17 protein-coding genes, 3 tRNA genes and 2 pseudogenes are annotated in these 22,415 nt (G+C 64.5%); 21 read left to right on the top strand and 1 reads right to left on the bottom strand.

Annotated elements, in window-relative coordinates:
- The first annotated feature begins 130 nt into the window (after positions 1–130).
- The 19 genes and pseudogenes from leuC (at position 131) to ACZ5KU_RS10190 (ending at position 19,121) form a co-directional block, all read left to right on the top strand.
- Complete coding sequence (leuC, locus tag ACZ5KU_RS10100; RefSeq protein ID WP_054063828.1) at positions 131–1,549, top strand: 3-isopropylmalate dehydratase large subunit; 1,419 nt, start codon at positions 131–133, stop codon at positions 1,547–1,549.
- A gap of 10 nt (positions 1,550–1,559) precedes the next feature.
- Positions 1,560–2,204 (top strand): 3-isopropylmalate dehydratase small subunit, encoded by a 645-nt coding sequence (gene leuD, locus ACZ5KU_RS10105; RefSeq protein WP_017906554.1) that lies wholly within the window; start codon positions 1,560–1,562, stop codon positions 2,202–2,204.
- Between the two features lie 154 nt (positions 2,205–2,358).
- Positions 2,359–3,123 carry a class I SAM-dependent methyltransferase gene (locus tag ACZ5KU_RS10110; protein ID WP_054063827.1) on the top strand — a complete coding sequence of 255 codons (765 nt, stop codon included), beginning with the start codon at positions 2,359–2,361 and terminating at the stop codon, positions 3,121–3,123.
- Positions 3,124–3,180: 57 nt separating this feature from the next.
- Complete coding sequence (gene leuB / locus ACZ5KU_RS10115; protein ID WP_054063826.1) at positions 3,181–4,263, top strand: 3-isopropylmalate dehydrogenase; 1,083 nt, start codon at positions 3,181–3,183, stop codon at positions 4,261–4,263.
- A gap of 67 nt (positions 4,264–4,330) precedes the next feature.
- Complete coding sequence (asd, locus tag ACZ5KU_RS10120; protein ID WP_054059667.1) at positions 4,331–5,443, top strand: aspartate-semialdehyde dehydrogenase; 1,113 nt, start codon at positions 4,331–4,333, stop codon at positions 5,441–5,443.
- A gap of 233 nt (positions 5,444–5,676) precedes the next feature.
- On the top strand, positions 5,677–6,678 hold the full coding sequence (locus ACZ5KU_RS10125) for an aspartate-semialdehyde dehydrogenase (protein ID WP_054063825.1): 1,002 nt from the start codon (positions 5,677–5,679) through the stop codon (positions 6,676–6,678).
- 208 nt (positions 6,679–6,886) lie between these two features.
- Complete coding sequence (locus ACZ5KU_RS10130) at positions 6,887–9,508, top strand: motility hub landmark protein FimV (protein ID WP_464737087.1); 2,622 nt, start codon at positions 6,887–6,889, stop codon at positions 9,506–9,508.
- Positions 9,509–9,646: 138 nt separating this feature from the next.
- A complete protein-coding gene (gene truA / locus ACZ5KU_RS10135; RefSeq protein ID WP_054058349.1) occupies positions 9,647–10,471 on the top strand; it encodes a tRNA pseudouridine(38-40) synthase TruA in 825 nt (274 codons plus the stop codon).
- Between the two features lie 63 nt (positions 10,472–10,534).
- Positions 10,535–11,155: a phosphoribosylanthranilate isomerase gene (locus ACZ5KU_RS10140; RefSeq protein WP_054058350.1), complete on the top strand. Its 621-nt coding sequence runs from the start codon at positions 10,535–10,537 to the stop codon at positions 11,153–11,155.
- A 106-nt stretch (positions 11,156–11,261) separates the two neighbouring features.
- Positions 11,262–12,181, top strand: a pseudogene (accD, locus tag ACZ5KU_RS10145) (acetyl-CoA carboxylase, carboxyltransferase subunit beta).
- Positions 12,178–13,485, top strand: a complete 1,308-nt coding sequence (folC, locus tag ACZ5KU_RS10150) for a bifunctional tetrahydrofolate synthase/dihydrofolate synthase (RefSeq protein ID WP_464737088.1) — start codon at positions 12,178–12,180, stop codon at positions 13,483–13,485. Before accD ends, folC begins: the two are co-directional and overlap by 4 nt.
- Positions 13,469–14,182, top strand: coding sequence for an SPOR domain-containing protein (locus ACZ5KU_RS10155; protein ID WP_416772604.1), 714 nt, complete (start codon positions 13,469–13,471; stop codon positions 14,180–14,182). Before folC ends, ACZ5KU_RS10155 begins: the two co-directional genes overlap by 17 nt.
- Before the next feature lie 94 nt (positions 14,183–14,276).
- Positions 14,277–14,834, top strand: coding sequence for a CvpA family protein (locus ACZ5KU_RS10160; protein ID WP_054058661.1), 558 nt, complete (start codon positions 14,277–14,279; stop codon positions 14,832–14,834).
- Between the two features lie 41 nt (positions 14,835–14,875).
- A complete protein-coding gene (gene purF, locus ACZ5KU_RS10165; protein WP_017904424.1) occupies positions 14,876–16,381 on the top strand; it encodes an amidophosphoribosyltransferase in 1,506 nt (501 codons plus the stop codon).
- A 197-nt stretch (positions 16,382–16,578) separates the two neighbouring features.
- The gene (locus ACZ5KU_RS10170) at positions 16,579–17,790 is read left to right on the top strand and encodes an O-succinylhomoserine sulfhydrylase (protein WP_054058660.1); all 1,212 of its coding nucleotides are present in this window, start codon (positions 16,579–16,581) and stop codon (positions 17,788–17,790) included.
- Positions 17,791–17,807: 17 nt separating this feature from the next.
- Positions 17,808–18,566: an SDR family oxidoreductase gene (locus ACZ5KU_RS10175; protein ID WP_192842717.1), complete on the top strand. Its 759-nt coding sequence runs from the start codon at positions 17,808–17,810 to the stop codon at positions 18,564–18,566.
- Between the two features lie 136 nt (positions 18,567–18,702).
- Positions 18,703–18,778, top strand: a tRNA-Val gene (locus ACZ5KU_RS10180).
- Positions 18,779–18,850: 72 nt separating this feature from the next.
- Positions 18,851–18,927, top strand: a tRNA-Asp gene (locus tag ACZ5KU_RS10185).
- 117 nt (positions 18,928–19,044) lie between these two features.
- Positions 19,045–19,121 (top strand) — tRNA-Asp (locus ACZ5KU_RS10190).
- Positions 19,122–19,215: 94 nt separating this feature from the next.
- On the opposite strand, the pseudogene ACZ5KU_RS10195 reads toward ACZ5KU_RS10190, so the two are convergent.
- Positions 19,216–20,409: pseudogene (locus ACZ5KU_RS10195) on the bottom strand (MFS transporter).
- A 124-nt stretch (positions 20,410–20,533) separates the two neighbouring features.
- Between ACZ5KU_RS10195 and ACZ5KU_RS10200 the strand changes: the two are divergent.
- Positions 20,534–21,433, top strand: a complete 900-nt coding sequence (locus tag ACZ5KU_RS10200; RefSeq protein WP_464737089.1) for a LysR family transcriptional regulator — start codon at positions 20,534–20,536, stop codon at positions 21,431–21,433.
- Positions 21,434–21,517: 84 nt separating this feature from the next.
- On the top strand, positions 21,518–22,411 hold the full coding sequence (locus tag ACZ5KU_RS10205; RefSeq protein WP_464737090.1) for a DUF2242 domain-containing protein: 894 nt from the start codon (positions 21,518–21,520) through the stop codon (positions 22,409–22,411).
- The last annotated feature ends 4 nt before the right edge of the window (positions 22,412–22,415 follow it).

Below are 22,415 nucleotides of genomic sequence, written 5' to 3' on the forward strand. Positions count from 1 at the left end.
GAAGCATAAAAATTATGAATTTGAGTTATTCACTCTAACCTCATAGCATCGACCTCACAAGCCAAAGGGTTATTGAGAACAGTCATCAATAAGCCCGGGGCATAGAAACAAGCTGATGAGGAAACGTCTGATGGCCGGCAAAACGCTTTACGACAAGCTTTGGGAATCCCATGAAGTGAAACGGCGCGATGATGGGTCGTCGCTGATCTACATCGACCGTCACATCATCCACGAAGTGACCTCGCCCCAAGCGTTCGAAGGCCTCAAGCTGGCCGGGCGCAAGCCATGGCGGGTCGATTCGATCGTCGCCACGCCGGACCACAACGTGCCGACCACCCCCGAGCGCAAGGGCGGCATCGAGGCGATCGCCGACCAGGTGTCGCGTATCCAGGTGCAGACCCTCGACGACTACTGCGACGAGTTCGGCATCACCGAATTCAAGATGAACGACGTGCGCCAGGGCATCGTCCACGTGATCGGCCCGGAGCAGGGCGCGACCCTGCCGGGCATGACCGTGGTCTGCGGTGACTCGCATACCTCGACCCACGGCGCCTTCGGGGCCCTGGCCCACGGTATCGGCACCTCCGAGGTCGAGCACGTATTCGCCACCCAGTGCCTGGTCGCGAAGAAGATGAAGAACATGCTGGTCCGCGTCGAGGGGCAGTTGCCGCTCGGCGTGACCGCCAAGGACATCGTGCTGGCCGTCATCGGCAAGATCGGCACCGCTGGCGGTAACGGCCATGCCATCGAGTTTGCCGGCAGCGCCATCCGCGACCTGTCCATCGAAGGCCGCATGACCATCTGCAACATGTCCATCGAGGCCGGTGCCCGCGTGGGCCTGGTGGCGGCCGACGAAAAGACCGTCGCCTACGTCAAGGACCGTCCGTTCGCTCCGAAAGGCGCGGAGTGGGAGCGTGCCGTCGAGGCCTGGAAGGACCTGGTGTCCGATGCCGATGCGGTGTTCGACACCGTGGTCGAGCTCGATGCCGCCCAGATCAAGCCGCAGGTCAGCTGGGGCACCTCGCCGGAAATGGTGCTCGCCGTCGACCAGAACGTACCGGACCCGGCCCAGGAGCCGGACCTGGTCAAGCGCGGTTCCATCGAGCGCGCGCTCAAGTACATGGGCCTGACCGCCAACCAGGCGATCACCGACATCCAGCTGGACCGGGTATTCATCGGTTCCTGCACCAACTCGCGGATCGAGGACCTGCGGGCGGCGGCGGCGATCGCCAAGGGCCGCAAGGTGGCCTCGACCATCAAGCAGGCGCTGGTGGTGCCGGGCTCCGGCCTGGTCAAGGCCCAGGCCGAAGCGGAAGGCCTGGACAAGATTTTCCTCGAAGCCGGTTTCGAGTGGCGTGAACCGGGCTGCTCGATGTGCCTGGCGATGAACCCGGACCGCCTGGAAAGCGGCGAGCACTGCGCCTCGACGTCCAACCGCAACTTCGAAGGGCGCCAGGGTGCCGGTGGGCGTACCCACCTGGTCAGCCCGGCCATGGCCGCGGCGGCTGCCATCAATGGCCGTTTCATCGACGTTCGCGAATTGATCTGAGGAAAAACACATGAAAGCCTTTACCCAGCACACCGGTCTCGTCGCGCCGTTGGACCGTGCCAACGTCGATACCGATCAGATCATTCCCAAGCAGTTCCTCAAGTCGATCAAGCGTACCGGCTTCGGTCCCAACCTGTTCGACGAGTGGCGCTACCTGGACGTCGGTTATGCCTACCAGGACAACTCCAAGCGTCCGCTGAACAAGGACTTCGTGCTCAACGCCGAGCGCTACCAGGGTGCCAGTGTGCTGCTGGCCCGGGAGAACTTCGGTTGCGGCTCCAGCCGCGAGCACGCGCCGTGGGCCCTGGACGAGTACGGTTTCCGCAGCATCATCGCGCCGAGCTATGCCGACATCTTCTTCAACAACAGCTTCAAGAACGGCCTGTTGCCGATCATTCTCAGCGACAGCGAAGTCGACGAGCTGTTCCAGCAGGTCGAGGCCACCCCGGGTTACCAACTGACCGTCGATCTCGCGGCCCAGACCGTGACCCGTCCGGATGGCAAGGTCTATCACTTCGAAGTCGATGCGTTCCGCAAGCATTGCCTGCTCAACGGCCTGGATGACATCGGCCTGACCCTGCAGGACGGCGACGCGATCGCGGCGTTCGAGGCCAGGCATCGTGCCAGCCAGCCCTGGCTGTTTCGCGACGCCTGATCCGATGTAGGCGGGGCGGGCCTCTTCGCGGGCAAGCCCGGCTCCTACAGAGTTGTGCCGAATATACGCACCCAACCTGTAGGAGCCGGGCTTGCCCGCGAAGAGGCCCTCAAACCCCTGTAACGCCCTGGCAACCCGACAGAAGGACCACCCCATGACCAGCAATGCCCACAGCCAAGTGGTACAAAAGCAGTTCGGTGAACAGGCGGCTGCCTACCTGAGCAGCGCCGTACACGCCCAGGGCGCCGAGTTCGCGCTGCTCCAGGCCGAACTGGCCGGGCGCGCCGACGCGCGGGTGCTGGATCTGGGCTGCGGCGCCGGTCATGTGAGCTTCCACGTTGCACCGCTGGTGGCCAAGGTGGCGGCCTATGACCTGTCGCAGCAGATGCTCGACGTGGTCGCCGCGGCCGCCACGGAGCGTGGCCTGGACAACATCGTGACGGTGCGCGGCGCGGCCGAGAGCCTGCCGTTCGCCGATGGCGAGTTCGATTTCGTCTTCAGCCGCTACTCGGCGCATCACTGGAGCGATCTCGGCCTGGCCCTGCGGGAAGTGCGGCGGGTTTTGAAACCCGGTGGCGTCGCAGCCTTTATCGACGTCATGTCGCCTGGCAGCCCGTTGTTCGACACCTACCTGCAGGCCGTCGAGGTGCTGCGCGATACCAGCCACGTGCGCGATTATTCGGCCGCCGAGTGGGCGCGCCAGGTCAGCGAGGCGGGTCTGCACGTGCGCAGCACCAGCCGCCAGCGCTTGCGTCTGGAGTACACCTCCTGGGTCGAGCGCATGCGCACCCCGGCAGCGTTGCGGGTGGCGATTCGCGAGCTGCAGCAGGCGATGGGCGCCGAAGTGCGGGAATATTTTGAGATTGAGGCCGATGGTTCGTTCAGTACAGATGTACTGGTGCTGTGGGCCGAGCGATAGACTTTTTTCCAGGTCGCCCGGTATCACCGGTGCGCCGACAGATGACATGAGGAAAGCATGAGCAAGCAGATTCTGATTCTCCCAGGCGACGGTATTGGTCCGGAAATCATGGCCGAAGCGGTCAAGGTGCTGGAACTGGCCAACGAGAAGTACGACCTGGGCTTCGAACTGAGTCACGACGTGATCGGTGGCGCGGCCATCGACAAGCACGGCGTGCCCCTGGCCGACGAGACCCTGGAACGTGCCCGCGCTGCCGATGCGGTGCTGCTGGGCGCCGTTGGCGGGCCGAAGTGGGACAAGATCGAGCGGGACATCCGCCCGGAGCGCGGCCTGCTGAAGATCCGTGCGCAACTGGGCCTGTTCGGCAACCTGCGTCCGGCGATCCTCTACCCGCAACTGGCCGATGCCTCGAGCCTCAAGCGCGAAATCGTCGCCGGCCTGGATATCCTGATCGTGCGCGAACTGACCGGCGGCATCTACTTCGGCGCCCCGCGTGGTACCCGCGAGCTGGAGAATGGCGAGCGCCAGTCCTACGACACCCTGCCGTACAGCGAAAGCGAAATCCGCCGTATCGCCCGGGTCGGCTTCGACATGGCCCGCGTGCGTGGCAAGAAGCTCTGCTCGGTGGACAAGGCCAACGTCCTGGCATCCAGCCAGCTGTGGCGTGAAGTGGTCGAGGAGGTCGCCAAGGACTACCCGGACGTCGAACTGAGCCACATGTACGTCGACAACGCGGCGATGCAACTGGTGCGTGCGCCGAAGCAGTTCGACGTGATCGTCACCGACAACATGTTCGGCGACATCCTCTCCGACGAGGCGTCGATGCTCACCGGTTCGATCGGCATGCTGCCGTCGGCGTCCCTGGATGCCAACAACAAGGGCATGTACGAGCCTTGCCACGGTTCGGCTCCGGACATCGCCGGGCAGGGCATTGCCAACCCGCTGGCAACCATCCTGTCGGTATCGATGATGCTGCGCTACAGCTTCAACCTGCACGAAGCGGCCGCCGCCATCGAGCAGGCGGTAAGCCTGGTGCTGGACCGCGGCTTGCGCACCGGCGATATCTGGTCCGAGGGTTGTACCCGGGTCGGAACGCAGGAAATGGGTAACGCAGTAGCCGAGGCGCTGCGGAATCTGTAATCTCTCGGGCCCACCGCCTCTTTCATCCCGGAAGCGGTGACCCACTTTTGTAAAAGGTGTAGTTGCGATGAAACGTGTAGGTCTGATCGGTTGGCGCGGTATGGTCGGTTCCGTGCTCATGCAGCGGATGCTGGAAGAGCGGGACTTCGATCTTATTGAGCCGGTGTTCTTCACCACTTCCAATGTCGGTGGCCAGGGCCCTGCCGTGGGCAAGGATATTGCTCCGCTGAAGGACGCCTACAGCATTGAAGAGCTGAAAACCCTCGACGTGATTCTGACCTGCCAGGGTGGCGACTACACCAGCGAGGTCTTCCCCAAGCTGCGCGAAGCCGGCTGGCAGGGCTACTGGATCGATGCCGCGTCCAGCCTGCGGATGCAGGATGACGCGGTGATCGTCCTCGACCCGGTCAACCGCAAGGTCATCGACCAGCAACTGGATACCGGTACCCGCAACTTCATCGGCGGCAACTGCACCGTCAGCCTGATGCTGATGGGCCTGGGCGGCCTGTTCGAGGCTGGCCTGGTGGAGTGGATGAGCGCCATGACCTATCAGGCCGCTTCCGGTGCCGGTGCACAGAACATGCGTGAGCTGATCCGCCAGATGGGCGCGACCCACGCGGCGGTCGCCGATGACCTGGCCAACCCGGCCAGCGCCATCCTCGACATCGACCGCAAGGTCGCCGAGACCATGCGCAGCGATGCCTACCCGACCGAGAATTTCGGTGTGCCGCTGGCCGGCAGCCTGATTCCGTGGATCGACAAGGAACTGCCGAACGGCCAGAGCCGCGAAGAGTGGAAGGCCCAGGCCGAGACCAACAAGATCCTCGGTCGCTTCAAGAACCCGATCCCGGTGGACGGCATCTGCGTGCGCATCGGCGCCATGCGTTGCCACAGTCAGGCGCTGACCATCAAGCTGAACAAGGATGTGCCGATGGCCGACATCGAAGGCCTGATCAGCCAGCACAACCCCTGGGTCAAGCTGGTGCCGAACCAGCGCGAGATCAGCATGCAGGAGCTGAGCCCGACCAAGGTCACCGGTACCCTGAACATCCCGGTGGGCCGTCTGCGCAAGCTGAACATGGGCTCGCAGTTCCTCGGCGCGTTCACCGTCGGCGACCAGCTGCTGTGGGGTGCTGCCGAACCGCTGCGCCGCATGCTGCGGATCCTGCTGGAGCGTTGATTCGCTGAAGGCTCGAAGACAGCCCGCGACTCGCAAGAGCCGCGGGCTTTTTATTTCCTGTGGTGCGCTCACGGTCGCGTGGTCCCTGTGGGAGCGGGCGTGCCCGCGAAGCTTCCGGTATTTCAGGGGCGTATTCGCGGGCAAGCCCACTCCTACAGAGGTACCGGCAAATTGCCTGACCGCGCGGTCACGGGTAAAGTGCGCACCCCCCCGTTTTGCCTGAGGAGAATCCCATGAGCCAGTCCCTTGATGTTGCCGTGATCGGTGCCACCGGCACGGTCGGCGAAACCCTGGTGCAGATCCTCGAAGAGCGGGATTTTCCGGTGGCCAACCTGCATCTGCTGGCCAGCAGCGAGTCGGCCGGGCAATCGGTGCCATTCCGGGGCAAGAACGTGCGTGTTCGCGAAGTCGATGAGTTCGACTTCGCCAAGGCCCGACTGGTGTTTTTTGCCGCGGGTCCGGCGGTCACCCTCAGTTTTGCGCCACGGGCGACGGCGGCTGGCTGCACGGTGATCGACCTGTCGGGCGCCTTGCCGGCGCCGCAGGTGGTGCCGGAAGCCAATGCCGAGGTGCTGTCGGGCCTGGGCAGGCCGCTGCAGGTCGGCAGCCCGAGCGCTTCGGCCGCCGCGCTGGCCGTGGCCCTGGCACCGCTCAAGGGTTTGCTGGAGATTCGCCAGGTGAGCCTGACCGCCTGCCTGGCAATGTCCACCCAGGGGCGTGAAGCGGTCAGCGAGCTGGCCCGGCAGACCACCGAACTGCTGAACATGCGCCCGCTGGAACCCCGGGTTTTCGACCGTCAGGTGGCCTTCAACCTGCTGGCCCAGGTCGGCAAGCCGGATGCCCGGGGCCATGTTCCCCTGGAAAAACGCCTGGTCAACGAGTTGCGCGAACTGCTGCAAGCACCTTTACTAAAAATTTCAGTCACTTGCGTTCAAGCCCCGGTGTTTTTTGGCGATAGCTATAGTGTGTCCCTGCAGGCCGCTGCCGACGTCGATCTGCAAGCGGTGAACGCGGCGCTCGAGGCCGCCGAGGGTATCGAGCTGGTCGATGGCGACGATTATCCGACCGCGGTCGGTGACGCCGTGGGCCAGGATGTGGTCTATGTCGGACGGGTTCGTCATGGCGTGGATGATCCGGCACAGCTCAACCTGTGGCTGACCACGGACAACGTGCGCAAGGGCGCCGCGCTGAACGCCGTGCAACTGGCCGAGCTGTTGATAAAAGACCCGCTGTAAAAGATACTTGGCGACAATTTGCAGAATGATTCTGGCCTGACGCTATGCTCAGGTTGGTTGCTGAAGGTGAGCTGCCCCACGGGCACTTGCAGGGGCATCGGCGACAACAGGGTGATGCGCTCGTATTTCCACGGCCGCACACCATGCCGCAAGGCAGCTACACCACCTTCTCGCTGGCCGAGGAACGCACAAACAAAGGAAGAGGCTGATGGTTCAAGTTCGCAAACTGGTGTTAGCAATAGCGGCCGCTTCGGCGCTGTCTTCCGGTATGGCGCATGCCCTCGGGCTTGGGGAGATGACCCTCAAGTCGACCCTGAACCAGCCGCTGCTGGTGGAAATCGAATTGCAGGATGTCGGTGGTCTCAGCGCTTCCGATATCGTGCCCAGCCTGGCTTCTCCCCAGGCGTTCAGCGATGCCGGCGTCAACCGCCAGGATTTCCTGAATGACCTGACCTTCACGCCCGTCGTCAATCCCAACGGTCGCAGCGTGGTTCGAGTGACCTCCAGCAAGCCGCTGTCCGAGGCCTACGTACGCTTCCTGGTCCAGGTGCAGTGGCCCCAGGGCCGGCTGATGCGCGACTACAGCGTGTTGCTCGATCCATCCAGATACGCACCGGCAGGCGAGGCCGCCAAGCCGGCTGTCGCGCCGAACGCGCCGGTCACCGCACCGACCCGGGCCAAGCAGTACACCACCGGGGCCAAGGATACCCTCTGGGAAATCGCTGCCAGGGAGCGTAATGGCGCTTCCGTGCAGCAGACCATGCTGGCGATCCAGGCGTTGAATCCGGGGGCCTTCGTCGATGGCAACATCAACCGCCTCAAGACCGGCCAGGTGCTGCGTCTGCCGGATACCGTACAAAGCACTGCGCTGCCGCAGTCCAAGGCGATCGCCGAGGTGGCCGCGCAGAACGCCGCCTGGCGCCAGGGACGTCGTGCCGGCCATGCCGCTGGCAAGCAGCAGCTCGACGCCACCCGGCACAAGGGCGGGGAGGGCGCGCCTGTCGCGGGCGAGCGCAAGGACAAGCTGAGCCTGGTTTCCGCCGAGAACGGCAAGAAGGGCGGCAAGGGGGCGGCCGGCGATAGCAAGGCCCTGAGCGACAAGCTGGCGGTGACCCAGGAGAGCCTCGACGCGACCCGTCGCGACAACGCCGAACTGAAAAGCCGCATGGAAGACCTGCAGAGCCAGCTGGACAAGCTGCAGCGCCTCATCGATCTGAAGAACGACCAGTTGGCCAAGCTGCAGGCCGAAGGGGCGGCCGCCGCTGCCGCTCCGGCACCTGCGCCGACCCAGCCGGCGGTGTCGGCCGAACTGGTGGCCAAGCCTGAGCCCGCTCCGGTCGTCGCCACCCCTGCACCGGCTCCCGCCGAGGCGGCCAAGCCGGTCGAGCCAGCGGTCCAGCCGGCACCGAGCGAAGAGCGCAAGCTCGACGACCTGCTGTCCAGCCCGATCCTGATGGGGCTGATTGCCGGTTCCGTGGTGCTGGTGGCGCTGCTGCTCCTGCTGTTGCTGGTCCGTCGTCGAAAGGCCCAGCAGGAAGCCGAGAAGCATCAGCGCATGGCCAAGGCGTTGTCGGAAGAGACCGACTTCGCGGCCGACCTGGACATGCCGGAAAGCAGCTTCGAGGGCCTGGAGGTACCCGCGCCCAATGTAAAGTTGGCGCCGGCCCCGGCGCCGGCTCCCGTCGCTGAACGTCCGACCGATGTCCTGGGTCAGGCTGAGCTGCACATCGAACGCGGTCATCTGAACCAGGCCGCCGATCTGCTGGAGGAGGCGGTCAAGTTCGAGCCGCAGCGCAGCGATCTGCGCCTGAAACTGATGGAAGTCTACGGTCGCCAGGGTGACCGCGATGCCTTCGTGCGCCAGGAGCGGCAACTGCCGGCCAATGGCGATAACCAGGCTCGGGTCGAACAGCTCAAGAGCCGCTTCCCTGCCATGGTGGCCGTGGCCGCCGCTGCTGCGGCAGGCCTGGGCGCAGCCGCTGCCGCCGCCGAACTGGACGAGCAGTTCGTCCAGGAGCTGCTGCAGGATGACGAGCCGGCCCCGGTCGCTGCACCGGAGCCTGTGGTTGCTGCGGCACCCGAGCCGGTTGTGGATGAATTCGACAACGACTTCGACCTCAGCCTGGATGACCTGGAGGCCGTCTCTCCGTCGGTGGCGCCAGTCGCCGCTCCGGCTGTCGAGGAAAGCCTGGATGACCTGCAGCTCGACGACGATCTGAGCTTCGAGTCGGTACTGGCGCAGCAGACCGAAGCCAAGGATGATCTGAGCGGTCTGGACGATCTCTCCGACTTCGACCTGGATCTGGGCGGTGACGAACCGGTGGCTGCGGCCCAGGCCGATGACGACTTCCTGCTCGGGCTGGCCGATGATCCCAAGGCACCGGAGGGTGAGGTGCCGACCCTCGACGCGCTGGATGATCTGGGGCTGCCGGCGGACTTCGATCTTTCGCTGGCCGATGACCTGGCGACTGACGACCTGGCGGCGGATGATCTGCTGGCTGACGAGTTGTTGGCCGACACCGGGCCGAACGCCTTCACCGACGAGCTCGACGATGTCAACGCCGAGCTGGATCGCCTGTCCCAGAGCCTGGAGCAGCCGCCGCTGGCGACGCCGAGCTTTACCGAGCAGGACGCCGCCCTGGGGGATGATGAGCCGGAGTTCGATTTCCTGGCCGGAACCGACGAGGCGGCGACCAAGCTCGATCTGGCCCAGGCCTACATCGACATGGATGACAAGGATGGCGCCCGCGATATTCTGGCCGAGGTCATCAGCGAAGGCAGCGATGCGCAGAAGAGCGAAGCCAGGGAGATGCTCAAGCGCCTGGCTTGAGTCGATCCGATAACGGTAAAAACAGCGGCAGCCCACGGGCTGCCGTTGTCGTTATGGGCGCGCGCCTTATAATGCACGCCTTTGCGTTAATCATCAGGCTGCAAGTTCTTGGCAAATATAGATAACCCGGCTGCCGAAATGGCGGCCGAAGGCTTTTTCCGCATCGCCCTGGGAGTGGAATACAAAGGCTCGCGCTACCGTGGCTGGCAGCGCCAGGCCTCGGGCGTGCTGTCGGTCCAGGAAACCCTGGAGGATGCGCTGTCGAAGGTGGCGGACTCGCCGGTCTCGCTGATGTGCGCCGGGCGCACCGACGCCGGTGTGCATGCGTGCGGGCAGGTGGTGCATTTCGATACCCGCGCCGAGCGTTCGATGAAGGCCTGGACCATGGGCGCCAATATCAATCTGCCCCATGACATCAGTGTCACCTGGGCCAAGGTCATGCCGGCGCATTTCCATGCCCGCTTCAAGGCCATCGCCCGGCGCTACCGCTACGTGATCTACAACGACCAGATCCGTCCGGCGCACCTCAATGAGGAAATCACCTGGAACCATCGGCCGCTGGATGAGCAGCGCATGGCCGAGGCCGCACGCTACCTGGTCGGTACCCACGATTTCAGCGCCTTCCGCGCCGGGCAATGCCAGGCCAAGTCGCCGATCAAGGAAGTGCACCACCTGCGGGTCACCCGGCACGGCAAGATGATCGTCATCGACATCCGTGCCGGCGCCTTCCTGCACCACATGGTGCGCAATATCGCCGGGGTGCTGATGACCATCGGTGCCGGTGAGCGCCCGGTCGAATGGGCGCGTGAGGTGCTGGAGAGTCGCATCCGTCGTACGGGTGGGGTGACGGCGCATCCGTTCGGGTTGTACCTGGTGCAGGTGGAGTACCGCGACGAGTTCGAGTTGCCCGAACGTTATATCGGGCCACACTTCCTCACCGGTTTCTCGGAGCTTGCCGGCTGACGCCTGGAAAAGCATTTGCTACCATCCGGGCCTTTATCCGGAAAACCTTGGGGTTCTGACGACATGTCCGCCGTTCGCAGCAAAATTTGCGGAATCACCCGCATTGAAGATGCGTTGGCCGCGGTCGAGGCCGGAGCCGATGCCATCGGTTTCGTGTTCTATGCCAAGAGCCCGCGGGCGGTGACGTTCCAACAGGCGCGGGCGATCATTGCCGCACTGCCGCCGTTCGTCACCACCGTGGGCCTGTTCGTCAACGCCAGTCGTTGCGAGCTGGGCGAGATTCTCGATGCGGTGCCGCTGGACCTGTTGCAGTTCCATGGCGATGAGACCGGCGCGCAGTGCGAGGGCTTCAACCGGCCGTACATCAAGGCGCTGCGGGTCAAGGCCGGTGACGACATCGCTGCGGCCTGCCGGGCGTATCCCGGTGCCAGCGGCATCCTGCTCGACACCTATGTCGAAGGCGTGCCGGGTGGAACCGGCGAGGCCTTCGACTGGTCTCTGGTGCCGCAGGGCCTGAGCAAGCCGATCATCCTGGCCGGTGGCCTGACTGCGGACAACGTGGCGCAGGCCATTGCCCAGGTCAAGCCGTATGCCGTGGATACCAGCGGCGGGGTCGAGCAGAGCAAGGGCATCAAGGACCCCGCGAAGATCAAGGCATTCATCCAGGCGGTGCGCGCCAGTTGATTGCCGATGTGACGGGCGGCAATCTGCCGCCGTCCATGCTTACCGCCACAGAAAACAGGCGGGCCCGGTTGTCCGACGGGCCGAAAACGAATTGGAGAAAGAAAGCATGAGCAACTGGTTAGTAGACAAACTGATCCCTTCGATCATGCGTTCCGAGGTGAAGAAGAGCTCGGTGCCCGAGGGCCTGTGGCACAAGTGCCCGTCGTGCGACGCGGTGCTCTATCGTCCGGAGCTGGAAAAGACCCTGGACGTCTGCCCCAAGTGCAACCACCACATGCGTATTGGCGCCCGCGCCCGCATCGATATCTTCCTGGACGCCGAAGGCCGCGTCGAGCTGGGGCTGACCTGGAGCCGGTCGACCGCCTGAAGTTCCGCGATGGCAAGAAGTACAAGGACCGCCTGAGCGCGGCACAGAAGCAGACCGGCGAAAAAGACGCCCTGGTCTCGATGAGCGGTACCCTGCTGGGCATGCCGATCGTGGTATCGGCGTTCGAATTCTCGTTCATGGGTGGCTCCATGGGCGCCATCGTCGGCGAGCGCTTCGTTCGTGCGGCCAACTACGCCCTGGAAAAACGTTGCCCGATGGTCTGCTTCTCGGCTTCCGGCGGTGCGCGGATGCAGGAAGCGCTGATCTCGCTGATGCAGATGGCCAAGACCTCGGCCGTGCTGGCACGCCTGCGCGAAGAAGGCCTGCCGTTCATCTCCGTGCTGACCGACCCGGTCTACGGTGGGGTTTCCGCCAGCCTGGCGATGCTCGGCGATGTGATCGTCGGTGAGCCGAAGGCGCTGATCGGTTTCGCCGGCCCGCGCGTGATCGAGCAGACCGTACGGGAAAAACTGCCGGAAGGCTTCCAGCGCAGCGAGTTCCTGCTGGAACACGGTGCCATCGACATGATCATCCCACGCCAGGAGCTGCGTCCGCGCCTGGGTAGCCTGCTGGCGCAGATGATGGGCCTGCCGACGCCTGTGTACGTGGCGGCACCTGTCGAGCCTGTCGTTGTTCCACCGGCACCGGCAAAAGTATGACCGAACGTACCCTGGGCGACTGGCTCGCCTACCTGGAGCAACTGCATCCATCGGCCATCGACATGGGGTTGGAGCGCTCGCAAGAGGTAGCGAACCGCATGGGGCTGGGCAAGCCGGCGCCCCGGGTAGTGACCGTTACGGGCACCAACGGCAAGGGCTCGACCTGCGCCTTCGTCGCCTCGCTGTTGATGGCGCAAGGTCTCAAGGTCGGCGTCTACAGTTCGCCACACCTGCTGCGCTACAACGAGCGCGTGCAGATCAACGGTGTCGAGGCCAGCGATGCCCAGCTGTGCGAGGCCTTCGTCGCGCTGGAAGCCGGCCGTGGCGATACCTCGCTGACCTACTTCGAGATGGGCACCCTGGCGGCGTTCTGGCTGTTCGAGCGTGAACAGCTGGATGCCGTGGTGCTGGAAGTCGGTCTTGGCGGGCGCCTGGATACGGTCAATGTGGTCGACGCCGACTTCGCCCTGGTGACCAGTATCGGCGTCGATCATGCCGAGTACCTGGGCAACACCCGCGAGTCGGTGGCCTACGAGAAGGCCGGGATCTTCCGTGCGGGCCGGCCGGCGCTGTGCGGTGACCTGAATCCGCCCCAGCCGCTGCTGGACAAGGCGCGTGAGCTGAACAGCCCGCTGTTGCTGCGCGGCCGCGATTTCGACCTCGCGTCCACCGACCGCCATTGGCAGTGGCGCGGTGTCGACGGCCAGGGCCAGCCGCTGGAACTGCACGACCTGCCGTTGCTGGACCTGCCGATGGAGAATGCCGCATTGGCACTCCAGGCCTATGCGCTGATGGGGTTGCCCTGGCAGCCCGAGCGCATCGTTGCCGCCCTGCAGGCGACGCGGATCGTGGGTCGACTGGACCGGCGGACCGTCAACTGGCAGGGTAGGCAGGTCAGGCTGATGCTGGATGTCGGGCATAACCCGCATGCCGCCGAGTACCTGGCCCAGCGTCTGGCACGCCAGCCGCTGGCCGGGCGACGCCTGGCGGTGTTCGGCCTGCTGGCGGACAAGGATCTCGACGGCGTGGTGGCGCAGTTGGATGGCCATGTGCAGCATTGGGCGGTCACGCCGCTGCAGTCGCCGCGCAGCCGCCCGGCTGCGGACCTGCAGGTTGCCTTGCAGGCCCGCGGCGCGGCGGTGACGGTGTACGAAAGCGTGGCCACGGCGCTGGAAGGGCAGTGTGCCCAGGCCGCGGTCGATGATGAGATTCTGTTGTTCGGATCGTTCTTTTGCGTAGCCGAGGCGCTGGAATGGCTGGCCCGGCGCGCCACGGAGGAAGCTGCAGATGGCATTGCTGGATAGGGCGTACAAGCAGCGGATGGTCGGCGCGCTGGTATTGGTGGCGCTGGCGGTGATCTTTCTGCCGATGCTGTTTTCCCGTCAGGATGAACAGCGCCAGGTGCGTGTCGACCCGCCAGCGGCGCCACAGGCCCCCGTGGTGCCCCAGGTGCATGTCGAGCCGGTGGCCGTGCCGGAGCCGCAAAACCTGCCCCAGGACCCCTTGCCGCCAGAGGATGATGAGGTAGTGGCTGCTCCGGCAGCGCCTGCGGCCAAGCCGGCCACTGCGACGCCGGTCGCTCCAGTTGTCCCTGCGACCAAGCCGGGGGCTCCGGTTGCGGCGACCAAGCCGGCGACCCCGGCGTCCGTGCCTGCTTCGGCGGCCAAGCCCGCCGCGGTGCCCGCGCAGACGCCGGCCCAGGTGGTGGCGCAGGCTCCGGCGAAGCTCGATACCACGCAGAATCGCGTCGACCCCAACGGTCTGCCGATCAGTTGGTCGGTACAACTGGCCAGCCTGTCGAGCCGGGAGGGTGCCGAGAGCCTGCAGAAGAGCTTGCGCAGCCAGGGCTACAACGCCTATATCCGTTCCGCCGATGGCAAGAACCGGGTCTTCGTCGGTCCCCTGATCGAGCGTGCGGAGGCTGATCGCCTGCGCGACCTGCTCGGTCGCCAGCAGAACCTGAAGGGTTTTGTCGTTCGTTTCCAGCCCGAGCGCGGTTAAGCGCCGGGTTGTACGAAATCCACCGAACAACTGCCTTACCAGCAAGGCGGCGCTCTGCTAAAATGCGCCGCCTTATCCGTCTGTAGGCTGCACTGTGCCATTTACCTGGGTTGACTGGGCGATTATCGCGGTAATCGTCGTTTCTGCTTTGATCAGCTTGAGTCGCGGCTTCGTCAAGGAAGCCTTGTCCTTGCTCACCTGGATCATCGCCGGTGTGGTCGCCTGGATGTTCGGTGGCTCGCTGTCCGTGTACCTCACCGACTACATCCAGACACCTTCGGCTCGCGTGATCGCTGGCTGTGCAATCATGTTCGTCGCGACCCTGCTGGTCGGCGCCATGATCAATTACCTTATCGGCGAGTTGATTCGCGTCACCGGCCTGTCCGGGACAGATCGCTTTCTCGGCATGGCCTTCGGCGCCGCGCGTGGCGCGCTGCTGGTGGTCGTCGCGGTCGGGCTGCTCAGCCTCGGGCCGGTACAGCAGGATCCGTGGTGGCAGGAGTCCCGGCTCGTGCCACAATTTTTAATGGTTGCAGATTGGTCAAAGAACCTCATATTGGGGTGGAGCAGTCAGTGGCTGGCCAGCGGAATCAGCGTACCCGCTGATATTCCGTTCAAGGAGCATCTCTTGCCGGGCAAACCCGCCCAGTAAGAGTCGTTCAGTTCAGATTCATTAAGTAGGGGTTGCGTCGCATGTGTGGCATCGTCGGTATCGTCGGTAAGTCGAACGTCAATCAGGCGCTGTATGACGCGCTAACCGTGCTCCAGCACCGCGGCCAGGACGCTGCCGGTATCGTGACCAGCCATGACGGCCGGTTATTCCTGCGCAAGGACAACGGACTGGTCCGTGACGTATTCCAGCAGCGCCATATGCAGCGCCTGGTGGGCCACATGGGCATCGGCCATGTGCGCTACCCGACTGCCGGCAGCTCGACTTCGGCTGAGGCCCAGCCGTTCTACGTCAACTCGCCTTACGGCATCACCCTGGCGCACAACGGCAACCTGACCAACGTCGAACAGTTGGCCAAGGAGATCTACGAGTCCGACCTGCGTCACGTCAACACCAACTCCGACTCGGAAGTGCTGCTCAACGTGTTCGCCCACGAGCTGGCCCTGCGCGGCAAGCTGCAGCCGACCGAGGAAGACGTGTTCGCCGCAGTGACCGACGTGCACAACCGTTGCGTCGGCGGCTACGCGGTGGTGGCGATGATCACCGGCTACGGTATCGTCGGCTTCCGCGACCCCCATGGCATTCGTCCGATCGTGTTCGGCCAGCGTCACACCGATGAAGGCGTCGAGTACATGATCGCCTCCGAGAGCGTGTCCCTGGACGTGCTCGGCTTCACCCTCATCCGTGACCTGGCTCCGGGCGAAGCGGTCTACATCACCGAAGACGGCAAGTTGCACACCCGTCAGTGCGCGACCAACCCGAGCCTGACCCCGTGCATCTTCGAACACGTCTACCTGGCGCGTCCGGACTCGATCATCGACGGTGTGTCGGTGTACAAGGCGCGCCTGCGCATGGGCGAGAAGCTGGCCGAGAAGATCCTGCGCGAGCGTCCCGACCATGGCATCGACGTGGTCATCCCGATTCCGGACACCAGCCGTACCGCGGCCCTGGAGCTGGCGAACCACCTGGGCGTGAAATTCCGCGAAGGTTTCGTGAAGAACCGCTATATCGGCCGGACCTTCATCATGCCGGGCCAGGCGGCGCGCAAGAAATCCGTACGGCAGAAGCTCAACGCCATCGAGCTGGAATTCCGCGGCAAGAACGTGATGCTGGTGGACGACTCCATCGTTCGCGGCACCACCTGCAAGCAGATCATCCAGATGGCCCGTGAAGCCGGGGCGAAGAACGTCTACTTCTGCTCGGCGGCCCCGGCTGTGCGTTACCCCAACGTCTACGGCATCGACATGCCGAGTGCCCACGAACTGATCGCCCACAACCGTACCACCCAGGACGTTGCCGACCTCATCGGTGCCGACTGGCTGGTCTATCAGGACCTGCCGGACCTGATCGAAGCCGTGGGCGGTGGCAAGATCAAGATCGAACAGTTCGACTGCGCGGTATTCGACGGCAAGTACGTCACCGGCGATATCGACGAGCACTACCTGAACCGGATCGAGCAGGCGCGCAACGACGCGGCCAAGGCCAAGACCCAGGCGGTCAGCGCGATTATCGATCTGTACAACAACTGATTGGAACCCGGCCCTGTGGCGCGGCGTCTGGTATGCCGCGTTCCAGGCCGCGATCCCTGTAGGAGCGCGGCTTGCCCGCGAAGCTTTTGGCGGCCTTGGGCGGCCTCTTCGCGGGCAAGCCCTGCTCCTACAGTCATATGCGTCTCTCCAGGGGCCGGTTCCGTATCTTCCAAAGATTGAGAGCAAGGAGTGGCAGCATGAGTCAGGAATGGGATGCCGGTCGGCTGGACAGCGATCTCGACGGCGTAGCCTTCGACACCCTGGCCGTCCGTGCCGGTCAACACCGTACCCCGGAGAGTGAGCACAGCGATCCGCTGTTCTTCACCTCCAGCTACGTTTTCCGCACCGCCGCCGACGCGGCCGCGCGCTTTGCCGGCGATGTGCCGGGTAACGTCTATTCGCGCTACACCAACCCGACCGTACGTGCCTTCGAAGAGCGCATTGCCGCGCTGGAAGGTGCCGAGCAGGCCGTGGCGACCTCGACCGGCATGTCGGCGATCATGGCCGTGGTCATGAGCCTGTGCAGCGCCGGCGACCATGTGCTGGTGTCGCGCAGCGTGTTCGGTTCCACCATCAGCCTGTTCGAGAAGTACTTCAAGCGCTTTGGCGTGGAGGTCGACTACGTGCCGCTGGCGGAACTGTCCGGCTGGGATGCGGCGATCAGGCCCAACACCAGGCTGCTGTTCGTCGAATCGCCGTCGAACCCGCTGGCCGAGCTGGTGGACATCGCCGCCCTGGCGGAAATCGCCCACGCCAAGGGCGCGCTGCTGGTGGTCGACAACTGCTTCTGCACGCCAGCGGTACAGCAGCCGCTGAAGCTGGGGGCGGATGTGGTGGTGCATTCGGCGACCAAGTACATCGACGGCCAGGGCCGTTGCATGGGGGGCGTGGTCTGCGGTCGTAACGAGCAGATGAAGGAAGTCGTCGGCTTCCTGCGCACCGCTGGCCCGAGCCTCAGTCCGTTCAACGCCTGGATCTTCCTCAAGAGCCTGGAAACCCTCAACCTGCGCATGCGTGCCCACTGTGCCAATGCCCTGGCCCTGGCCGAATGGCTGGAGCAGCAGGACGGCATCGAGAAAGTCCATTACGCCGGCCTCAAGAGCCATCCGCAGCACGAACTGGCCCAGCGCCAGCAGCGTGGTTTCGGCGGGGTGGTGAGCTTCGAGGTCAAGGGGGGCAAGGAGGGCGCCTGGCGCTTCATCGACGCCACCCGGATGATCTCGATCACCGCCAACCTGGGTGACAGCAAGACCACCATCACCCACCCGAGCACCACTTCCCACGGCCGTCTGTCGCCGCAGGAGCGAGAAGCGGCGGGGATCCGCGACAGCCTGATCCGCGTTGCGGTCGGCCTGGAAGACGTGGCTGACCTGCAGGCCGACCTGGCGCGCGGCCTGGCTGCACTGTGATCGAGTTGGGTTTCGAGGTGGGCGTTGGCAACAACGGCCGCGTCGCGCTGGTGACCGGCGCGGCGCGGGGCATCGGCCTGGGCATCGCGGCCTGGCTGATCAGCGAGGGCTGGCAGGTGGTGCTGGCGGACCTGGATCCGGTGCGCGGTGGCAAGGTGGCCGAGGTGTTTGGCGAGAACGCCTGCTTCATCGCCATGGACGTCTCCGACGAGGCGCAAGTGGCCCGGGGCGTGGCCGAGGTGCTCGGGCGCTTCGGCCGGCTCGATGCGCTGGTCTGTAACGCGGCGATTGCCGATCCGCACAACATCACCCTCGAAAGCCTCGACCTGGCGCACTGGAATCGGGTGCTGGCGGTCAACCTCAGCGGGCCGATGCTGCTGGCCAAGCATTGTGCGCCGTATCTGCGCGCCCATTGCGGGGCCATCGTCAATATCGCCTCGACCCGGGCCACGCAGTCGGAGCCGGATACCGAGGCGTATGCGGCGAGCAAGGGTGGCCTGCTGGCATTGACCCATGCGCTGGCGATGAGCCTCGGGCCGGAGATCCGGGTGAACGTGGTCAGCCCGGGGTGGATCGATGCTCGTGACCCGGCGCAGCGTCGGGCCGAGCCGTTGAGCGAGAGCGACCATGCCCAGCACCCGGTGGGCCGGGTCGGCACGGTCGAGGATGTGGCGGCAATGGTGGCATGGCTGTTGTCCAAGGGCGCGGGTTTTGTCACCGGCCAGGAATTCGTGGTCGATGGCGGCATGAGCCGGAAGATGATTTACGCCGAGTAGGGCGCTGCAGCCCGCTTGGCATGAGGTTTTCGTGGTACCGGAACTGACATGAATGTGTCTTTTTCAGAAAAACTTCAAGCAGGCTATTGACTTAGGTTCTCTACCTGCGTAAATTTCGCGGCCTCGACGAAGCAAAGGGTGATTAGCTCAGCCGGGAGAGCATCTGCCTTACAAGCAGAGGGTCGGCGGTTCGATCCCGTCATCACCCACCACTTCTCGAGTCTTTCGCAAGAAAGCATCTCGCAAGAGAATCGGAAGTTCTGTGAAGAACCTCCAACCGACGCGCAGCGGTAGTTCAGTCGGTTAGAATACCGGCCTGTCACGCCGGGGGTCGCGGGTTCGAGTCCCGTCCGCTGCGCCATATTTTGTACAGATCGATTGTTTGGTAAGCAAACGAACGATCTGCGACAGGGAAGGTACCGAAGCTTTCCTTGTCACGGGTTTGAAAGTTTCAAACGGACGCAAGTCCGAGCGATACGCAGCGGTAGTTCAGTCGGTTAGAATACCGGCCTGTCACGCCGGGGGTCGCGGGTTCGAGTCCCGTCCGCTGCGCCATACAAGGCTTCGAGGCCCTTGAACTCCTCGAAGCGAAAGAAGAAGCCCCGATTTATCGGGGCTTTTTTTTGCCTGCGAGAACGCCTTCGACGCTTCAGCCACTGGCGGGGAAGCCACTGCGCCGGGCCTGGGCGGTCGTCAGTAACGCCACGGCCAGCAAGCCGGCCACTATCCACGGCAGGGCCTGCACGCCCAGTCCATTGAGCGCCAACGCGCCACTCATGGCGCCACCGGCAATTGCCAGGTTCCACACCGTGACCAGCATCGATTGCGCGATGTCGGCGGCTTCTGCGGCTGTTTTCGCCAGGGCGGTCTGCAGCAGCGCCGGCAAGCCACCGAAGGACAACCCCCAGACCGCGACAGCGACATGAATCGGGATGGCCGAGGCATTCCATAATCCCAGTGCCACGGCCGAGCCGCCGAACAGCATGCAACTGATCAGCGTCAGTTGCCGCAGCCAGCGATCGATCAGCAGGCCGGTCCCCCAGATGCCGAGCAGGGCGGCGAGGCCGAATACCAGCAGCACCTGGTCAACCCGTTCGACCAGGCCAGCCGGTGCCAGGAACGGCGCGATGTAGGTGTACAGGATGTTGTGTCCCAGCACGTAGAGGAAGGTCACCAGCAACACCGCCTGCACGCCGGGCAGGCTGGCCACCTTCAGCAGCGGCAGGCGTCGGTTGGCGCTCTGCCCGGCGAAGTCCGGCACCTGCCAGCGGACCCAGCCGATCAGCAGCAGGGTCATCGCGCTCATGATCGCGAAGCTCAGGCGCTAGCCGAAGCTGTTGCCGAGGAAGGTGCCGAGGGGAATGCCCAGGGACAGGGCCAAGGGCGCTCCGAGCATGGCGATGGCGATTGCCCGGCCTTGCAGGTGGCTGGCCACCATGCGGCTGGCATAACCGGCCAGCAATGCCCACAGCAGCCCGGCAAACACTCCGGCCAGCCACCGGGCGAGCAGCGTCAGCCAGTAGTGGCTCGACACCGCGGTGACCGCATTGACCAGCGCAAAGCCGGCGACAGCGCCGAGCAACAGCGGCCGACGCCGCCAACCCTGGGTCAGCAGGGTCAGGGGAATGGCGGCGAGCAGCGAGCCGAGGGCGTAGGCGGTGATCAATTGTCCGACCAGCGCCTGGCTGACGCCCAGGTCAGTGCTCATCTGCGGCAGCAGTCCGGCCGGCAGCGCCTCGGTGAGGATGGTGATGAAACCGGCCGCGGCCAGGGCCAGCAGCCCGGAAAGCGGCAGGCGGTCGGTTTCTGCCGAAGAGGTGGCGCTACAGCGCTGTGTGTTCATGGGAGTCCTTGTCGGTGATGGGCGAGACAAGGCTGCGAGGTTAGAGAACGGCGCCAGGGAGAAAAACAGGCTAGAGTTCCAAACTTATCGGACGTTGATGTCCGTAATCCTGGAGAGCCAGACGATGGATAGCCTGGGCAGTATTTCGGTGTTCGTGCAGGTTGCCGACACCCGCAGTTTCACCGAGGCGGGCCGGGTGCTCGGGGTGTCCTCCTCGGCGGTGGGCAAAAGCATTGCCCGTCTTGAAGCCCGGCTCGGTGTGCGGCTGTTTCACCGCAGTACCCGCAGTATCACGCTCACTGCCGAGGGCGCACTGTTCCTGGAACGCAGCCGGCGGATCCTGGCCGAGGCCGAGGCCGCCGAGCAGGAACTGATCGACACCACCCGCGAGCCCCATGGCAAGCTGCGCATCAGCCTGCCGCAGTCGCGCGAGCTGGTGATGCCGGTGCTGGTGGCGTTCATGCGGCGTTACCCGCAGATCGAGCTGGAAGTCGACCTGTCCGATCGCATGGTGGACGTGATCGAGGAGGGCTTCGATGCCGTGGTGCGCACCGGCCAGCCCCAGGACTCGCGATTGATGTCCCGCGCCCTGGGGCGCTACCAGCTGACACTGGTGGGGGCGCCCGACTATTTTCGCCAGCACGGCACGCCACGGGTGCCGGCCGACCTGGCCGGGCATGCCAGCCTGCGGCACAAGTTCTGCGCCACCGGCAAGCTGGAACCCTGGCCGCTGCGCCTGGCTCCGGGCGAGGCGGAGCCGGCGATGAAGACGCTGATGATCTCCTCGCCGATCGAGGTGCTGGGTTACGTGGCCCAGCAAGGATTGGGGATCGCCTGCCTGCCGGACTACATGATCCACGAGGCGGTGGCCGAGGGACGATTGGTGCGGGTGCTTGACGATTACCTGGAGCACAGCGGAACTTTCTGGATGCTCTGGCCGTCAAGTCGTCATGCCTCTGCAAAACTGCGGGTACTGATCGACCACCTGAGCGAAGGTCTTTTTCCTGAAAAATCGCTGTCGTAAGGTATTTAAGACACTAAAAGCGCGCGCTCTGGAATGGCGATCTGATGCACAATACGCCCCGGACCGTTTTACTCAGGATTATCAATGTCGACATCATTCCACTTGCGTACCCTGGCATTGGCCCTGGTGCTGGTGGGCGCCGCAGGTTGCTCCTCGCCCAAGACCGCCGTTTATGAACATGAGAATTTCGACGATTCCGGAACCTTCTCGCGCAACTACTCGGTGAACGAGAAGGCCTCCTGCGAGGCGGCCCGACGCGCCTTGCTCAGCCAGGGCTATATCATCACCAGCACCGACCCCAAGCTGATCACCGGCAACAAGAGTTTCCAGCAGACCGGCGATACCCACCTGCAGATCAGTTTCAGCATCGTCTGTGCGGCCGATGGCAGCAGTGGCAAGCGTTCGACGGTGTTCGCCAATGCCCTGCAGGACCGTTACGCGCTGAAGAAGCTCAACAACTCGGCGAGCCTGGGTGTGGGTGTGCTGGGTTCGGTGTCGATGCCGATCGGCTCGACGGATGATTCGATGGTCAAGGTGGCCAGTGAGACGGTGTCCTCGGCGACCTTCTATGACCGCTTCTTCAACCTGGTGGAGCTGTTCCTGCCGCCCGAGGTGAAGAAGGAGCAGCACACCGACGAGAAACCCAAGGCCGATCTCGGCGTGCCGGAGAGTGCCGCGGCGACCCGGCCTGAAGCGGCGCCGGAACCGGCCAAGGCGGCCGAGCCGGCCCATGCGGCACCGGCTCATACAGAACCTGCCCATGTAGAGCCAAGCCCCGCCGCGCCTGCCTTGACCGCTCCAGCCGTTCCAGAGCAGATCAAGCCGCTGCCGGAAGCCGCGCCTGCCACACCGGCAGCCCCAGCCGAATCTGCACCGGCCAATGAAAAACCGGTCCAGCCGGCAACGACGCCGCCGGCCACCGAGTCCGCTCCGGCCACCACGCCGGCCACCACCGAGCCGGCTGCGCCGGCCCAGTGAGGCG

This window comes from Pseudomonas sp. Tof1 (assembly GCF_055390395.1).

Excerpts from the sequence above, each read along its gene's own strand:
- leuD (WP_017906554.1), top strand. The coding sequence starts at position 1,560 with ATGAAAGCCTTTACCCAGCACACCGGTCTCGTCGCGCCGTTGGACCGT.
- ACZ5KU_RS10205 (WP_464737090.1), top strand. The coding sequence starts at position 21,518 with ATGTCGACATCATTCCACTTGCGTACCCTGGCATTGGCCCTGGTGCTG.
- asd (WP_054059667.1), top strand. The coding sequence starts at position 4,331 with ATGAAACGTGTAGGTCTGATCGGTTGGCGCGGTATGGTCGGTTCCGTG.
- ACZ5KU_RS10140 (WP_054058350.1), top strand. The coding sequence starts at position 10,535 with ATGTCCGCCGTTCGCAGCAAAATTTGCGGAATCACCCGCATTGAAGAT.
- ACZ5KU_RS10130 (WP_464737087.1), top strand. The coding sequence starts at position 6,887 with ATGGTTCAAGTTCGCAAACTGGTGTTAGCAATAGCGGCCGCTTCGGCG.
- ACZ5KU_RS10125 (WP_054063825.1), top strand. The coding sequence starts at position 5,677 with ATGAGCCAGTCCCTTGATGTTGCCGTGATCGGTGCCACCGGCACGGTC.
- ACZ5KU_RS10170 (WP_054058660.1), top strand. The coding sequence starts at position 16,579 with ATGAGTCAGGAATGGGATGCCGGTCGGCTGGACAGCGATCTCGACGGC.
- ACZ5KU_RS10110 (WP_054063827.1), top strand. The coding sequence starts at position 2,359 with ATGACCAGCAATGCCCACAGCCAAGTGGTACAAAAGCAGTTCGGTGAA.
- leuB (WP_054063826.1), top strand. The coding sequence starts at position 3,181 with ATGAGCAAGCAGATTCTGATTCTCCCAGGCGACGGTATTGGTCCGGAA.
- ACZ5KU_RS10200 (WP_464737089.1), top strand. The coding sequence starts at position 20,534 with ATGGATAGCCTGGGCAGTATTTCGGTGTTCGTGCAGGTTGCCGACACC.
- folC (WP_464737088.1), top strand. The coding sequence starts at position 12,178 with ATGACCGAACGTACCCTGGGCGACTGGCTCGCCTACCTGGAGCAACTG.
- truA (WP_054058349.1), top strand. The coding sequence starts at position 9,647 with ATGGCGGCCGAAGGCTTTTTCCGCATCGCCCTGGGAGTGGAATACAAA.
- purF (WP_017904424.1), top strand. The coding sequence starts at position 14,876 with ATGTGTGGCATCGTCGGTATCGTCGGTAAGTCGAACGTCAATCAGGCG.
- ACZ5KU_RS10155 (WP_416772604.1), top strand. The coding sequence starts at position 13,469 with ATGGCATTGCTGGATAGGGCGTACAAGCAGCGGATGGTCGGCGCGCTG.
- leuC (WP_054063828.1), top strand. The coding sequence starts at position 131 with ATGGCCGGCAAAACGCTTTACGACAAGCTTTGGGAATCCCATGAAGTG.